General features: G+C 49.3%; 13 protein-coding genes. 6 read left to right on the top strand and 7 right to left on the bottom strand.

Annotated elements, in window-relative coordinates:
- Positions 1-36: 36 nt before the first annotated feature.
- Both metL and metB read right to left on the bottom strand, forming a co-directional pair.
- A complete protein-coding gene (gene metL / locus CWC22_RS00995; protein WP_138537826.1) occupies positions 37-2,385 on the bottom strand; it encodes a bifunctional aspartate kinase/homoserine dehydrogenase II in 2,349 nt (782 codons plus the stop codon).
- 5 nt (positions 2,386-2,390) lie between these two features.
- Complete coding sequence (gene metB, locus CWC22_RS00990; RefSeq protein ID WP_138537827.1) at positions 2,391-3,614, bottom strand: cystathionine gamma-synthase; 1,224 nt, start codon at positions 3,612-3,614, stop codon at positions 2,391-2,393.
- 300 nt (positions 3,615-3,914) lie between these two features.
- Here metB and metJ point away from each other — a divergent pair, with 300 nt between their 5' ends.
- Positions 3,915-4,235, top strand: coding sequence for a met regulon transcriptional regulator MetJ (metJ, locus tag CWC22_RS00985; protein WP_010386199.1), 321 nt, complete (start codon positions 3,915-3,917; stop codon positions 4,233-4,235).
- A gap of 73 nt (positions 4,236-4,308) precedes the next feature.
- Here metJ and CWC22_RS00980 read toward each other — a convergent pair whose 3' ends face one another.
- Both CWC22_RS00980 and rpmE read right to left on the bottom strand, forming a co-directional pair.
- Positions 4,309-5,550 carry a malic enzyme-like NAD(P)-binding protein gene (locus tag CWC22_RS00980; RefSeq protein ID WP_010386198.1) on the bottom strand — a complete coding sequence of 414 codons (1,242 nt, stop codon included), beginning with the start codon at positions 5,548-5,550 and terminating at the stop codon, positions 4,309-4,311.
- A gap of 628 nt (positions 5,551-6,178) precedes the next feature.
- Positions 6,179-6,394 carry a 50S ribosomal protein L31 gene (gene rpmE / locus CWC22_RS00975; protein ID WP_010386197.1) on the bottom strand — a complete coding sequence of 72 codons (216 nt, stop codon included), beginning with the start codon at positions 6,392-6,394 and terminating at the stop codon, positions 6,179-6,181.
- 309 nt (positions 6,395-6,703) lie between these two features.
- Between rpmE and priA the strand changes: the two genes are divergently transcribed.
- From priA to CWC22_RS00950, 5 genes are all read left to right on the top strand, one after another.
- Positions 6,704-8,875, top strand: coding sequence for a primosomal protein N' (gene priA / locus CWC22_RS00970; protein ID WP_138537828.1), 2,172 nt, complete (start codon positions 6,704-6,706; stop codon positions 8,873-8,875).
- Between the two features lie 9 nt (positions 8,876-8,884).
- A complete protein-coding gene (locus tag CWC22_RS00965; RefSeq protein WP_125563059.1) occupies positions 8,885-9,418 on the top strand; it encodes an SPOR domain-containing protein in 534 nt (177 codons plus the stop codon).
- Positions 9,419-9,494: 76 nt separating this feature from the next.
- Positions 9,495-10,013, top strand: a complete 519-nt coding sequence (hslV, locus tag CWC22_RS00960) for an ATP-dependent protease subunit HslV (protein ID WP_010386191.1) — start codon at positions 9,495-9,497, stop codon at positions 10,011-10,013.
- 11 nt (positions 10,014-10,024) lie between these two features.
- Complete coding sequence (gene hslU / locus CWC22_RS00955) at positions 10,025-11,353, top strand: HslU--HslV peptidase ATPase subunit (protein WP_138537829.1); 1,329 nt, start codon at positions 10,025-10,027, stop codon at positions 11,351-11,353.
- 40 nt (positions 11,354-11,393) lie between these two features.
- Positions 11,394-11,756, top strand: coding sequence for a gamma-butyrobetaine hydroxylase-like domain-containing protein (locus tag CWC22_RS00950; RefSeq protein WP_125563182.1), 363 nt, complete (start codon positions 11,394-11,396; stop codon positions 11,754-11,756).
- A gap of 74 nt (positions 11,757-11,830) precedes the next feature.
- Here the strand turns inward: CWC22_RS00950 and CWC22_RS00945 are convergent, their stop codons facing one another.
- The 3 genes from CWC22_RS00945 to CWC22_RS00935 form a co-directional block, all read right to left on the bottom strand.
- On the bottom strand, positions 11,831-13,711 hold the full coding sequence (locus tag CWC22_RS00945) for a methyl-accepting chemotaxis protein (protein WP_138537830.1): 1,881 nt from the start codon (positions 13,709-13,711) through the stop codon (positions 11,831-11,833).
- Between the two features lie 109 nt (positions 13,712-13,820).
- The gene (locus CWC22_RS00940) at positions 13,821-14,873 is read right to left on the bottom strand and encodes an MJ1255/VC2487 family glycosyltransferase (protein ID WP_138537831.1); all 1,053 of its coding nucleotides are present in this window, start codon (positions 14,871-14,873) and stop codon (positions 13,821-13,823) included.
- Positions 14,870-15,391: a phosphatase PAP2 family protein gene (locus CWC22_RS00935; protein ID WP_125563051.1), complete on the bottom strand. Its 522-nt coding sequence runs from the start codon at positions 15,389-15,391 to the stop codon at positions 14,870-14,872. The genes CWC22_RS00940 and CWC22_RS00935 overlap by 4 nt, the downstream gene beginning before the upstream one ends.
- Positions 15,392-15,475 lie beyond the last annotated feature (84 nt).

Here is a 15,475-nt window from a genome sequence, read left to right as displayed (position 1 = left end):
CGCAAAAAGGCCAGTGTCAATCACTGGCCTTTTTTGTTATCTCAGCTGCTGTGTTAACCAGTATAGGTCGGAATGGATCCCCGCAGCGGTGACTTCTTTACCCGCACCAGGTCCTTGAATCACTAAAGGATTTTGTTCATACCACTGGGTGGTTATCACAAAAATGTTGTCCCCCGGGGTCAAATTGGCAATCGCGCTCCCCTGAGCAACTTGTGCAATCCCCACTTTGGCATGGACTGTTCCTGATGCGTCAATCTCTAGGGCACCGGTATACCTCAGCACTTTATCAGCGGCCTGGGCTGCTTCCTGACGCTGCTGATAAAACGCATCTAACTCATCTTTGCGTGCCAAAAAGGTGTCCCAGCTGCCTTCAGCCAGTGTCTCAGGCATCAACGCCTCTAATGCAATGTCGTCCAGCTCCAGCTGTAACCCCAGTTCACGCGCCAGGATCAGCAGCTTGCGCTGCATATCGCGACCGGATAAATCTTCTCTGGGATCCGGCTCGGTATACCCCATTTCTTGTGCTGCCAAAACCAGCTCAGAGAAAGGACGAGTGCCATCAAAACTGCTACACAACCAGGATAAAGTGCCCGAAAACACCCCTTCAATGCGCACAACTCTGTCACCGCTATTTTGCAGATCCGCCAGCGCAAAATTAACTGGCAGTCCAGCACCAACACTGGTGTTATAACGCCACAGCAAATTACGTTCCTGTAACTGAGTACGCAATGCCTGATACCAGTCATGCTGCGCAGTTCCGGCATACTTATTTGCACTGATCAAATGGCAATCATGGGCCGCAAAATCCGGGTACAGCTGGCTAAATGTCTCACTGGCAGTGATATCAATCACCACCTTATGTTCGTAATCAAGCTCACTGATGCGATCCAGCAACTCTTCATGCGAGTAATCCAGCGCTTCACTTTGCCACTGCTGCTGCCATTGCGACACAGTTAAACCACTCGGGCAAAACACCATTTTCTGTGAGCGTAACAGTGCTACCACTTTAAGATCAAACTGGCTTTGCAGGCGCGTAATTTGTTGCTGACACTGGCTCAGGAAGACCTCACCAACGTTGCCCAGACCAGCGATGATCACCGCCAGTTCACGTCCCTTATTCACCAGTTTATCATGCAAAATAGCCAATACATCACTGTCAATGGCCTGATCGGTAAGGAATAAAGCATAGTCTGTGGCACTGTGAGTGAAGCGCACCACCACTGCCTGTTCATCCAGCACCGTCTGTGCCTGACGCACCAACGGAGCAATGTCCGGACAAGGTGCAACCACAGCAAAGCCACGTAGGTGTGACTCGACGATGGTGACCCGGCCACTCAGGCGTAAAACAACCTGATGTGTAAACTCGCTAGGCACCAATAGGTAATCTTCACCGTTTTGGTTGAAGTGATGAATGCCATGCTGAATAAGCTGACTAAGCGCCCCGACTTCTCCCGAAACCAGGGTATCAACCCGCAATAAATCCAGGTCACCAAAAGTGGTCACAAAGCGCTTTTCTTTGCTGTAACCTTGCTTAACCACTTCAGTGCCCTGCACGTCTGGCTCAAAGCTGCTGCGTACCTGTAGCTTAATGGCGGTTTCTTTAAGTGGTGACAGTGTTTTTGCGTGCAACACCGGGTTGCCAAGCCGTGCCAGCAAATTAGCCTGAGCACGGCACACTTTGCTGTACTTGATTGCATTACCCACTTTGCGCGGATCGGTGCTAAAAACACCCGGCGTGTCAGTCCAGATTGACACTGACGCGGCATCTAAATAATTGGCCAATAATGTAGCGCTATAATCACTGCCATTGCGCCCTAATGTCACCGTATTGCCAGCACTATCAGCAGCAATAAACCCTGTCACCACATAAATTTTGTCCTGATCGAGTGCCTGATGACAGGCACTGCGATTTTGACTGTGCATCAGCTGTCCCTGATGCTGAGTAAACAAAGTGCGTGCATCAATGTCCTGAGCGGCAATATTCAAAGTGTTCAACAAGGCAGCCAATAAACGTGCTGACCAGATCTCGCCAAACGCCAATAACGGGGCTTCAAGTAGCTGACGCGACTGCGCCTGGCGACCGATACTGCTCAGCTCATCACGTAATTCAGAGACCAGCGAGGATTGCTGCGCTGCGGAAAATAGCTCATCAATCAGCTGCAACTGATGGTTTTCCACTTGCAGCAAGATATCGCTAAAGGCTCGTTCGTCCTGCTGCTGATAACTGTGCCACAAGGCAACCAAGGTATTGGTGGTTTTGCCTGCTGCCGATACCACGATACAGTCACCACTCTGGCACTGTCCAATGATGATATTGGCAACCGCCTGATAGCGAGCAGCCGAGCTTAAGCTCGACCCGCCGAATTTATGTACTGCTTTTGTCATTTCTTCTACCACAATGCCGTATGTGCTGGCGAGAGCTTAAATGCTTTCGCATTGTCACTGGAGTTGCCTTGTGCGGCCTTCACCGCGGCAAATGCCTGCTCAAAGTCTGCTAGTAAATCGTCGATTTCCTCAATCCCCACCGAAATGCGGATCAGTGTGTCGCCCACACCCGCCTCAAGCCGTGCGGCCGGGTCCATACCCGCATGTGTCATGGTCGCCGGGTGACAAATCAAGCTTTCAACACCACCCAGAGATTCCGCCAGAGAGAATTGCTTCACACTGGTCAGGAATTTAGCGGCATCCGCGAGATCCCCTTTAATATCAAAGCTCACCATGCCACCGAAGCCTTGTTGCTGCTGTTTCGCCAGTGCGTGCTGAGGATGGCTTTCCAGCCCTGGGTAATAAACCTGACTAACAAATTCTGATTGCTCAAGGTAACGTGCAATCGCCAGCGCATTTTCCTGATGCTGTTTAAGGCGAACATTGAGCGTACGTAAACCCCGTAAAGTCAGGTAACTGTCAAACGGCGCGCCCGTGATACCGATATTATTGGCCCACCAGGCCAGTTCATCACCCAACTCCTCGGTTTTAGCGATAACAGCCCCACCCACAACATCCGAGTGACCATTGATATACTTAGTGGTGGAATGGACCACAATGTCGACGCCAAATGCGATGGGGTTTTGCAGTGCCGGCGACAAGAAAGTATTGTCAGCAGCGACCAGCGCACCACACTGCGTGGCGACATCCACAACAGCCTGAATATCCGTCAAGCGCAAAATGGGGTTGCTCGGTGTTTCAATCCAGACCAGCTTAGGTTTAATGGCCAGAATTTCCTGCAAGCTGTCGCTGCGCGTCAGATCCAGTACTTTAACCTTGAGCAAACCGCGCTTTTCCAGAGAGGTAAACAAGCGATAGCTGCCCCCATAACAGTCGTGTGGGATCACTAAGGTATCATCAGCATTCAGTAACTGAGTCACCAGGTGAACCGCGGCCATACCCGTTGCGGTAATGATCCCCTTAGCGCCACCTTCCAGTTCCGCCAGTGTTTGCGCAAGAATATCGCGATTAGGGTTACCACTGCGACCGTAATCGTAATCACGCTTCTTATCAAAATCCGCGAAAGAATAGGTGGTCGACAGATAAAGCGGCGGCACCACCGCACCATGATGCTTATCGGCATCTATGCCTGTACGTACCGCTATGGTTGACTTGTTGCTTTGGCTCATAGGTCACCTGGATGAATTAGATGTTTAGACGTCTAAAAGGTTAGATGAACAAAAGTTAGAAGTCAAAACATTTATACCGCTAAATGGCTAAATAACTAGTATTTGACTATCTTTTTTAAACCGATAAAATTTCGCCACTCAACGCGAACTCTATGCTAATAAGACTGAGTATTTGAGCTTAAACTATGGCAAATGACGTGCAACATTGCCAACAGAGAGCCTACGTGTCACGGTTGGATCCATACACAGTACACAGTCTTATTCGCATTGCATCTACAACACTGAGGCAAGTACATCACTATGGCTAAATGGAACGGTGAATATATTCACCCTTATGCAGAACACGGTAAGAAATCAGAACAGGTAAAAAAGATTACTGTTTCTATCCCGCTCAACGTACTGAAAGTGCTAACCGATGAGCGCACCCGTCGCCAGGTCAACAACCTGCGCCACGCGACGAACAGTGAGTTACTGTGTGAGGCATTTCTGCATGCCTTTACCGGCCAGCCACTCCCTGGTGACGAAGATCTGCGCAAAGACAATCCGGAAAAAATCCCGGCGGAAGTCCGTCAGATCATGACGGAAATGGGTCTGGAGATCCCAGAGATTAATGAAGAATAATCTGTGCAGCGACAGTGAAAAACAGCAATAAAAAAAGCCTCACATTGTGAGGCTTTTTTTTGCTCAAACTGACTTATGCCATGTAGTTTTCTGGCATCTCAATTTGTGCGACACCCGATTCTACCGCGGCCTCGGCAACAGCTCTGGCGATACGTGGTAGCAAGCGCGGGTCCATCGGCTTAGGAATGATGTAATGTTCACCAAACTCCAGGCTGTCCACATCCGCCGCTTTGAGTACTTCAGCAGGCACCGGCTCTTTGGCAATGCTGCGAATTGCTTCAACCGCGGCTATCTTCATTTCATCATTAATGGCCGTTGCACGCACGTCCAGCGCACCTCGGAAGATAAACGGGAAACACAGTACATTGTTCACCTGATTAGGGTAATCAGAGCGGCCCGTTGCCATGATCAGATCATCACGCGCGCCATGTGCCACTTCCGGGCTGATCTCAGGATCCGGGTTAGAGCAGGCAAACACCACAGGCTTATCAGCCATTAATTTCAGATCTTCCGGTGACAACAGGTCCGGACCAGATACACCCACAAACACGTCTGCATCTTCGATCACGTCCTGTAACGTGCGCTTATCCGTGTTATTGGCAAACAACTTTTTGTATTCGTTGAGATCATCACGGCGAGTGTGAATAACCCCCTTACGGTCAAGCATATAAATGTGTTCACGTTGTGCACCACACTTAATCAAAAGCTCCATACACGCGATGGCAGCTGCACCAGCCCCCAAACAAACGATAATCGCGTCATGAATATTTTTGCCCTGAATCTCCAGCGCATTCAACATACCCGCAGCGGTTACAATCGCGGTGCCATGCTGATCATCATGGAACACCGGCACATCACAACGCTCGATCAGCGCACGCTCAATCTCAAAACACTCAGGTGCTTTGATGTCTTCCAGATTAATACCGCCAAAGGTATCGGCAATGTTTGCAACTGTATTGATAAAGTCTTCAGTGGTCCGATGCTTAACTTCAATATCAATTGAATCAAGACCAGCAAAGCGCTTAAACAGTAAGGCTTTACCTTCCATCACTGGCTTGGACGCCAATGGGCCCAGGTTGCCTAACCCGAGGATAGCAGTACCATTACTGATCACAGCCACCATGTTACCTTTGCCTGTATAACGGTATGCATTGCTGGGATCGGCTGCAATTTCACGAACCGGCTCTGCAACACCCGGGCTGTATGCCAGGGCTAAGTCTTTGACGGTTTCTGCAGGCTTGGTCAACTCTACGCTGATTTTTCCTGGAACGGGGTGGGCATGATAATGTAAAGCTTGTTCACGAAAGTCTGACATGACGCGATTTTTTCCTACGAAGAAGTTGAAAGTGAGAGTGAGATAAAAATTCGCTAACTGTGTTAAACCATACCTTTTTTAAAAATTAATTCAAGCCATATCAGGTCTATCCTGTTAAAGCAAAGATAGTTGGCAGTTAGCAATATTTAGCGACTTTTTTGCTACTTTTCGGCAAACTTAACTCACAACAAATGATCCGATAAGTGTCATTTTCAGGTCAAAATAGCGTCATTTTTATGCGGAGTATAAATCAAATGAATAAAACAAACGTAAAAAACAAGTTCCCGACATTTAGCAACATAATGAGAGAAAATACCGACTTTTAACTAATATTAAATAAAAAAATCGAGACATTGGCCGGGGTAGCTATGCAGATTAATCAGGTGAATATGATCATTCAGGGGAAATTTGCGCTGTGATATGGTTGTCACATGAGCACAACTTAACGAACGCTATAGCATGCAGGTTTGTCGGCAACAATCTTGCATTACTGGAAACTTTACTGACCGAACGGCACTGATCCGTCCACTTAGCATAGTAAAGTGCAGCATTTGGCAAAATCGCACATTACCGGGGACAGAAACGAAAAAAGCACCCGAAGGTGCTTTTTCTACAACAGAAGTAAGGCTTACTTCTTGCTGCTAAGCGCGCCAAAGCGCTTGTTGAAGCGATCAACACGACCACCTGTGTCTAGGATCTTCTGCTTACCAGTGTAGAACGGGTGACATGCAGAACATACGTCCAGGTGAATGTCTTTACACAGTGTTGAACGAGTCTCGAATTTGTTACCGCACGAACAAGTTGCTGTAATTGTTTCGTACGTAGGATGAATACCTTCTTTCATAGGACACCTCTAGTTAAGGCCGTATCGCTCTCCAAACCCGAAGTCTGGCACCATACGTAGTTATACAAAAATTGTGGACGCGTATTTTAGGGTCAATCGGGATGATCCACAAGCAATAAATGCAATTTAGCTGTTATTTTTTGCGCAATCTCGGAATGTAACCGCAAAATATGCCATACACACTAAACTCCCTCACCACTGGCATGCATTTTTACATTGTTACGGTATACTGAGCCCGTGTTCTGTTAGCACCCGATAGGGCTATCAGGCGCCAGTCCTTAACTTTGATATTCAGATGCCGGAGTCTCCATGCGCTTCGCCGAAGTCGCTTTAAAAGTGCCTTTACATAGAACCTTTGATTACCGCCTCGAGCCACAACAGCAGCCCTGTGTGGGCGGCCGAGTCAGAGTAAAATTTGCCAGCCGGGCCTGCGTTGCCATTGTTGTGGCCTTAAAGTCTCACAGCGATGTGCCCGCCGAGAAAATAAAAGCCATTGAGTCTGTACTGGATACTGCCCCCGTGCTGTCGCCAGAGCACCTCGGATTCTTGCGCTTCGGTGCCCAGTATTATTGTCACCCTCTGGGCGAAACCTTGTTTACTGCCCTACCCGGCGCACTGCGCGAAGGCGAGCAAGTTGATAAAACCCAGGTGCCGGTACTGACGCTGACAGTAGCGGGGCGTGAAACCACTCAGCTCAGAGCAAAGAAACAATTATCATTGCTTGAGCAACTGCGCAGTGCCGGAGATGCCACCGCCAGTGAGCTCAAAACACTGGGCTTCTCACAGGCACAGATCAAAGCCTTGTTAGAAAAAGCACTGATCCAGGAAGAACTGCGCACAGATACACACTGGCAATCCAGGCCGTTGCAGCTCGGTAGTAAACCCAGACTCAACCCAGAGCAGGCTACCGCCTGCAGTGCCATCAACAGTGAGACCGGGTTTCGTACCTTCTTACTCGAAGGTGTGACAGGCAGTGGTAAAACCGAAGTGTATCTGCAAAGCCTCGAAGCCATTTTAGCCAGTGGCAAACAGGCACTCGTACTGGTGCCAGAAATAGGGCTGACGCCACAAACGGTTAACCGTTTCAAACGCCGTTTTGAGGGGTTACCCATCGATCTTTGGCACTCGAATCTCACCGATAATGAGCGCTTACACACCTGGCGTCGCGCCGAGCTGGGAGAGTCAGCTCTGGTGATTGGCACCCGCTCAGCCATCTTTTTGCCCTTTCAGACCTTGGGCATGATAGTAGTCGATGAAGAACACGACGGCTCATTCAAACAACAAGACGGGTTGCGCTACCATGCCCGTGATCTCGCGGCCTACCGTGCTGCACAAGGCCAGTTTCCATTAATCCTCGGCACCGCCACCCCGGCACTGGAAACCCTGCAAAAAGCCCTGCAAAACCGCTATCAACTGCTGCCTCTCACCAAACGCGCACAAACACAGCAAGATAACCGCTTTATGTTAGTCGATATGAAAGGTCAGGCTGAGCAATCGGGGTTTGCCAAGGCCAGCCTGGATACCATAGCTGCTACACTGGCACGCGGACAGCAGGTCATGGTATTTCTCAACCGGCGTGGCTTTGCCCCGACACTTATCTGTCATGAGTGCGGCTGGCTCAGCAACTGTAATCGTTGTAGTACCAGCGCCACCTATCATAAATCCCTTAGCCGATTGATCTGCCACCACTGTTCTGAACAAGCGTTTGTGCCCGTGCAATGCCCTGACTGTGGCAGCACCCAGATCATGCCAACGGGATATGGCACCGAGCAACTGGAAGAGTTTTTAACCCAGCAATTTGCTGATTTTCCGGTGCACCGGATAGACCGGGATTCAACCCGGCGCAAAGGTAGCCTGGAAACCGTACTGGATGAAATTAACCAAGGGGGCGCGCGACTGCTCATTGGCACTCAGATGCTCGCCAAAGGACATCATTTCGCAGACGTCAACCTGGTGGTGATCCTCGACGTAGACAGTGGCTTGTATTCGTGCGACTTTCGCGCCACTGAGCACATGGCGCAGCTCATAACCCAGGTCGCAGGGCGAGCCGGGCGTAGTGGCGAAGCCGGTACTGTGCTGTTGCAAACCCACTTCCCGGAACATCCTTTGTTACAGGATCTGGTGAACAACGGCTATCAGGATTTTGCCCGCTATGCATTGCGCGAACGCGAGGAAACCCAGATGCCCCCATACAGCCATCTGGCTTTGATCCGTGCAGAAGCCACCAATGCACAACTGGTCATGGCGTTTTTATCGGATCTGGTTCCAGCCACCCCCTACCCTGGTATACAATTACTCGGACCGATCCCCGCGCCGATGGAACGCCTGGCCGGAAAATACCGATATCAATTGCATATTCAGGCAGCGCAACGCAAAGTACTGCATCAATACCTGGCACAACTGGCTGATTATATCGGCCAGCATAAACTCGCCAACCGGGTGCGCTGGAGTATTGACGTTGACCCTATGGATACCTATTAAAAAAACGTTATGGCACAACACGACTACATAAATAAGAAGCCGGGCGGTAAAAAAGCCGCCAAAGGAAAGGTTGCCAAACCTTTCCCGAAATTTTTTGCTGCTCTGACACTGGTGTTGATTGGTGCCTTTGGTTATGGCCTGTGGTACATCAAGCAGCATGGCGAACCCGAGGCACAGCCCATCAGCCCAATGCCAGCAAAGAAAACGGAGCAACCGAAAGCAGAAAAAGACCTGCCACGCCCACCAGACTTCATCAAAGACATTAAAGATCATGAGGTTAAAGTTGAGGTCAAGAAAATAGAGAGCCAGGGCCCCTATCAGATGCAGTGTGGCTCATTCAGAACCTATGAGCAGGCCGAACAAATGAAAGCCAAAATGGCGTTCGCTGGCCTGATCGCCGAGATCCGTCGCACAGAAGGCTCCAACGGTGTCTGGTACCGGGTGCGTTTGGGTCCCTATGACACCAAACGGGGCGCTGAGAGCGATAAAAATAAGCTGGAACGAATAAACATCGTCAGCTGTGGGATCTGGAAGTGGACTTGATCTTCGTAAAATCGTCCCTATCTCTACCCTAATTGATTTTATACTTGAGGCATGTGCCTCCTGATTAAGGAATACTATGACAACTATCGTGAGTGTTCGCCGAGGCGACAAAGTCGTAATAGGTGGAGATGGCCAGGTTTCGCTTGGCAATACGGTAATGAAAGGCAATGCTAAAAAAGTGCGTCGCCTATACAACGGTAAGGTGCTTGCAGGCTTTGCAGGTGGCACTGCCGACGCCTTCACCCTGTTTGAGCGCTTTGAAACCAAACTGGAAATGCACCAGGGCCACCTAACTCGTGCAGCCGTGGAAATGGCAAAAGATTGGCGAACCGACAGAGCACTGCGCAAGCTCGAAGCCTTGCTGGCCGTTGCCGATGAAACCGCGTCATTGATCATCACAGGTAATGGTGACGTTGTTCAGCCAGAGCACGATCTAATCGCCATCGGTAGTGGTGGTAACTTTGCTCAGGCAGCTGCCACCGCGCTGATTGAGAACACCGACCTGAGTGCCCGAGAAATTGTGGAAAAGAGCCTTAAAATCGCAGGCGATATCTGCGTCTTTACCAACAATTTCCAAACCATCGAAGAATTGTAATAGGAATTGCCATGACAGCAATGACCCCAAGAGAAATCGTCCATGAGCTGGACCAGCATATTATTGGTCAGGACAAAGCAAAGAAAGCCGTTGCCATTGCGCTCAGAAACCGCTGGCGTCGCATGCAGCTCCCTGAAGAGCTACGTACTGAAGTCACCCCCAAAAATATTTTGATGATTGGCCCAACCGGTGTGGGTAAAACCGAAATCGCCCGTCGCCTGGCGAAGCTGGCGAACGCGCCATTTATCAAAGTTGAAGCGACTAAATTCACCGAAGTCGGTTATGTGGGTAAAGAAGTCGAAACCATCATCCGTGATTTGGTTGAAGTATCTTTTAAAATGACGCGCGAGCTGCAAACCAAGAAGCACAAACACCGTGCAGAAGAAGCCGCTGAAGAACGCATTTTAGATGCGCTGCTGCCACCAGCCAAAGATGCCTGGGGTGAAACACAACAGAGTGACAACAGCTCTACGCGTCAGGTATTCCGCAAGAAGCTGCGTGAAGGCCAGCTGGATGATAAAGAGATCGACATTGAAGTGGCAGAAACCTCCCCTCAGGTTGAGATCATGGCACCGCCAGGCATGGAAGAAATGACCAATCAATTACAGGGCATGTTCCAAAATCTGTCAGGCGACAAAAAGAAAAGCCGCAAGCTAAAAATCAAAGAAGCCTTCAAACTGTTGATTGAAGAAGAAGCTGCGAAGCTGGTAAACCCAGAAGAGCTAAAAGAGCAGGCGATTTTTGCCGTTGAACAAAATGGCATCGTGTTCGTTGATGAGATCGACAAAATCTGTAAGCGTGGCGAAGCCTCAGGGCCCGATGTCAGCCGAGAAGGGGTTCAGCGCGACCTGCTGCCACTCATTGAAGGCTCAACGGTCAGTACTAAACATGGCATGGTAAAAACAGACCACATTCTGTTTATCGCTTCAGGGGCATTCCAGATGGCCAAGCCTTCTGATCTTATTCCTGAGCTGCAAGGCCGTTTACCAATTCGTGTTGAGCTCGAAGCACTTACAGCAAAAGACTTCAAACGCATTCTGACAGAGCCACATGCGTCACTTACAGAGCAACAACAAGCCCTGATGGACACAGAAAGTGTCAGCATCGCATTCAGTGAGGATGCCATTGAGCGCATTGCCCAGGCTGCCTGGCAGGTGAATGAGAAAACGGAAAACATTGGTGCCCGTCGTCTGCACACTGTGATGGAAAAGCTGATGGAAGAAATCTCTTTCGATGCTTCCGATAAAGCCGGTGAGTCACTAACGATAGATGCCGCCTATGTCGACAAGCATTTAGATATGCTGGTACAGGACGAAGACCTGAGCCGCTTTATTCTTTAACGGAATCCCGCCCGGTCACTGATCGGGCTTTTTTATGCCTATGTATCAAGTTACCAAACTGCATTACCACACCCAACAAAGCCTGCTTGATGTGTACTTTGATGATGGTCTGACGCACACACTCAGCGCTGAGTTTTTACGGGTCCATTCTCCCTCCGCTGAAGTACAGGGACATGGCCCCGGTCAGCAGCAACTGGTCCTCAATAAACAAGATGTAGCCATCAGCAAAATTGAGCCGGTGGGACACTATGCAGTCAGATTGGTGTTCGATGACGGTCATAATTCAGGACTGTTCAGCTGGCAGTACCTGCGAAAGCTCAGTGAGCAAGAGGATGAACTGTGGCAACTTTATCAGCAGCGTGTGTCTGCACGCCACGATGTGCCCATTAAGTTTACGCCCTGATCCGCTGTGATAAACACAAAAAAGGCGACCTGTGGTCGCCTTTTCTTTTACAAACCCGGTGAACCGGGCTGGTACTATACCTGGTATTTTTCCACCGACTCGTATAAATTCCGCGCCTGCTCCGACAGCTCCTCACTGCTTTGCGCATTACTGCTGGCATGATCTGACGCCACCTGGGCAATATCTCGGATCTTCACAACATTTTTGTTTACTTCAGAGGCCACCTGTTTTTGCTCATCTATCGCGGTGGCGATATGGGTGCTCATTTCCATTATTGTTTGCACATCTTCGGTGATCATTCCGAGCAGATCGCCTGCGCGTTCGGCCTGTGCCACACTTTCATTGCCCTGCTCGCGACATTGCTCCATGATATTAACCACTTCACGTGTACGCTGTTGCAAGGTTGAAATAATGCTTTCGATTTCCTGCGTCGAATCCTGAGTACGCTGCGCCAGCGAGCGCACTTCATCCGCGACCACAGCAAAACCACGACCTTGCTCACCGGCACGGGCCGCCTCAATCGCCGCATTCAGTGCCAGCAGGTTGGTTTGCTCGGCGATACCGCGGATCACATCCAGTACTGAGCCTATTGTTTCGCCATCGCGTTCTAGCTGGCCCACTACATCGGATGCACCACCGAGCGATTCAGACAGCTGCATAATATGCTCAATCGTTGCAGTCACCTCAGAGCGACCTAGCTGTGCATTCTTGTTAGTTGACTCGGCTTTGTCTGCCGCCGCTTCGGTATTATGTGAAATATCCTGGATCGTGGCCTGCATCTCAGTGGCCGCCGTTGCCACCATATCGGCCTCGTGCAGCTGCTCAGTCATGCCTGCACTGGTCTGTGCTGTGGTATCCGATAAGTGGTGGGTTGCATCATTGATGATCGCAAGCGCACTGTTTACGTCGCCAATCAACTCTTTAAAGTCGCCAATCAGACTATTGAAGTCTTTGGTCATCAGGGTAATTTCATCGTTACCCGTCTGTTCGATAGGAATACGTAAATTATTCTCACGACGGATCCGCTCTATGGTCTGGTAAACCCGTTCAACCGGACGAATAATTGACTGGCTGGTCGACAGCACCAGCAACATCACCACCACAGAGGCCACAACAAAAATGATCAGGGCAGCCATCTGCGCCATTTGCGTATTCTCTGTCACGGCTTCTTTTGCCTGCTCGACGATCCGCGCGACAACAGCATCACTCTGCTCAACACTTTTCTTCATGCTGCCCAGAGCACCACTTTGAAGATCCAGGCCAAGCTTGGTCTGTGCATCAACTAAATTTCTAAAGCGGGTTTGATATTGCTTTATCAGGGTCTGGATCTGACGCTCATACTGCGAATCAAAGCCAGCCGCTTTGACCTTCTCCTCAAATTTGCTGATTTGATCGTCAAACTTCTTGAGGTATTTCAGGTCCAGTCGCAACATAAAGTCTTTTTCTGCGCGTCTGAGCATTAACATGGTGACCAGCAGGTCATCACGTGATTGCTGTTTGAGCATTGTCTCTACTTCATGAACCGCGCTACGAAGCGCGCCATAGAGACCATCCTTAGGATGCAGCCCTATGGTTTGTTGTAACTCAACAACGTGATTAAAATCATCAACATAGGTTTGCGCAAGACGTTCGAACTCACGTAAATTACTGTCATCGATACCGAACTCAGCAAATATCTCGTCCAGTAGCCCAGCTTTACGTTGCAGTTCGCTGTAGTCCTTGGCATATAAATCTAGTGCCTCAGTATCTTTATAGAACAAAAAGTTCTTTTCATGTTTGCGCATTGAAAGCTCATGAATATCAAGCTCTTCAGCATACTGAATGGTTTCATTCAGTTTACGCATCGTACTGGCTTCGATCATAATCACTGCCAGCATAACGACTAAAGCCACACCCACCACCAGCGCATTTAACTGCAAGCGCCGCTTGATGGTCAGATTTTCCAGAAATGCCATACGGTTACCCAATTATTACAAGACCTGCAATAGAGTATAGATTATTCCGTCAGCAACGCCGCGCACTATTTGCTATTTTTGCACGACTTTATTACTAAATGCACATTAATTAAGCGGCCTTTGGTGCTTTATTGAGCACCGTTTGCCAGAGCGTATCATGTAACTCATTGACATTATGCCATTGTCCCTTTGTCAGCCACAGGGCTAATGGTGTCGCATCACTGGGGAAATTAATTTGCTGTCCGCCAGGTGATTCCAGCCATTCGTCCAGCGCTTCTGAATTCAGGTAGTTCATTACCTGAGCCAGTCCCAGAGACTGTAAGGTCATCGCATTACTTTGCTGTTCAAATTGCCCCTGCAAGGGCTTTAACAACAACTTTTTACCAAACTTCAGGGCTTCACTGGACAATTCGAACCCGGCATTGGCCACCACACCGGACGCATTGGCTAAATCAGCGATAAACCCATCTCGTGATGGTTCACGCAGATGAATATGATTCAGTGAGGTGTTATGTGCATCCGGGTGATAACAGTAAAACTCCCGGTCAGGGAAGTCTTTAAGTAACTCAACAATATGCGATAAGTCTTCAAAGGGCAGGTAAACCAAAACTTTGTTCGCGATAGACTGATTGCCAAAATCTCCCAACTGGTAGGGAATAAAAGGCGGTACGATATTTTCAGCAAAAGGTTGCCAGTGTACACCCAGGTGAATGTCTGCCGGTGCAAACCAACGAATTAATGAACGCAGCATAAAGTTGCCACCAAAGATGGGCACTTTAGGTGATAAAAAAGCACTTTGATGGCTCATTGCAACCACTGGCACCTTAGCACGACGTGCAGCCCAGGCCGTCACCGGCTCAAAATCGTTAAAGACCATGTCGTAGCCACGCATATCAAAGCGCTGCACATCCTTAACAAAGCGCCCGACACGCAATTGCTGAAGCGTCCCCTGGTAATGCAATCGACCATGACGAGTCGCAAAGCTGATCCCGCGACGAGTTTGGTAATCTCCAAACACCGACATATCAAAATAGCGCTCGTCCGGACGACCAGAAAACACGTAGTCAACATCAACGCCTAAACGCGAAAAACACTCTGCCATCACCCGGGCGCGGGTAATATGACCATTACCAGTCCCTTGTACGCCATATAAAATCTTCATAATTCCCCTACAACTCCTATCGCCAACACAGCACATCCGCTACCTATCACCGCCCCCAGAATGACATCAATCGGATAATGCACCCCGACAACAATCCTCGACAATGAGACACCCGATGCCCACATCATCAGCGGCAGCGCCAGTGCCGGAAAATGCTCCATCAGACACGTGGCATACAGCCAGGCACCGGCACTGTGACCAGAAGGCATGCTAAATTTATCACTTGGCGTAAGCATGGCTTTCACGGCCAGGCAATCACAGGGACGGATCCGCGCAATGCGGTTTTTCAGATAGAGATAAAGCGGCCGCTCAATGGCAAAAGCGACCACGGCACACAAGGCAAATTGCTGCCCAACCGAGCCCATAAACAGTGCACTCAGGACTCCCAAAATCACGTAAAGTCCACCGTTTCCGCTTTTTGACAGGGCCAACATCACCATTTTGAACCAGGGCTTACACTCGGGTTTATAAAGGGCGAAATAAAGCGCCGTATCGAGTTTGATGATCTGTGCTTTCATAGCTCATGCTTACATTTGTTCACAAATTCAGCATAGAAGAGCTAAATAACACTGCCACGACATTTTTGTGACACAATTATGTAT

The organism is Pseudoalteromonas rubra, assembly GCF_005886805.2.
GTDB lineage: Bacteria > Pseudomonadota > Gammaproteobacteria > Enterobacterales > Alteromonadaceae > Pseudoalteromonas > Pseudoalteromonas rubra_D.
This window is presented reverse-complemented; position numbering and strand designations above follow the sequence as displayed.

Excerpts from the sequence above, each read along its gene's own strand:
- metL (WP_138537826.1), bottom strand. The coding sequence starts at position 2,385 with ATGACAAAAGCAGTACATAAATTCGGCGGGTCGAGCTTAAGCTCGGCT.
- metB (WP_138537827.1), bottom strand. The coding sequence starts at position 3,614 with ATGAGCCAAAGCAACAAGTCAACCATAGCGGTACGTACAGGCATAGAT.
- metJ (WP_010386199.1), top strand. The coding sequence starts at position 3,915 with ATGGCTAAATGGAACGGTGAATATATTCACCCTTATGCAGAACACGGT.
- CWC22_RS00980 (WP_010386198.1), bottom strand. The coding sequence starts at position 5,550 with ATGTCAGACTTTCGTGAACAAGCTTTACATTATCATGCCCACCCCGTT.
- rpmE (WP_010386197.1), bottom strand. The coding sequence starts at position 6,394 with ATGAAAGAAGGTATTCATCCTACGTACGAAACAATTACAGCAACTTGT.
- priA (WP_138537828.1), top strand. The coding sequence starts at position 6,704 with ATGCGCTTCGCCGAAGTCGCTTTAAAAGTGCCTTTACATAGAACCTTT.
- CWC22_RS00965 (WP_125563059.1), top strand. The coding sequence starts at position 8,885 with ATGGCACAACACGACTACATAAATAAGAAGCCGGGCGGTAAAAAAGCC.
- hslV (WP_010386191.1), top strand. The coding sequence starts at position 9,495 with ATGACAACTATCGTGAGTGTTCGCCGAGGCGACAAAGTCGTAATAGGT.
- hslU (WP_138537829.1), top strand. The coding sequence starts at position 10,025 with ATGACAGCAATGACCCCAAGAGAAATCGTCCATGAGCTGGACCAGCAT.
- CWC22_RS00950 (WP_125563182.1), top strand. The coding sequence starts at position 11,394 with ATGTATCAAGTTACCAAACTGCATTACCACACCCAACAAAGCCTGCTT.
- CWC22_RS00945 (WP_138537830.1), bottom strand. The coding sequence starts at position 13,711 with ATGGCATTTCTGGAAAATCTGACCATCAAGCGGCGCTTGCAGTTAAAT.
- CWC22_RS00940 (WP_138537831.1), bottom strand. The coding sequence starts at position 14,873 with ATGAAGATTTTATATGGCGTACAAGGGACTGGTAATGGTCATATTACC.
- CWC22_RS00935 (WP_125563051.1), bottom strand. The coding sequence starts at position 15,391 with ATGAAAGCACAGATCATCAAACTCGATACGGCGCTTTATTTCGCCCTT.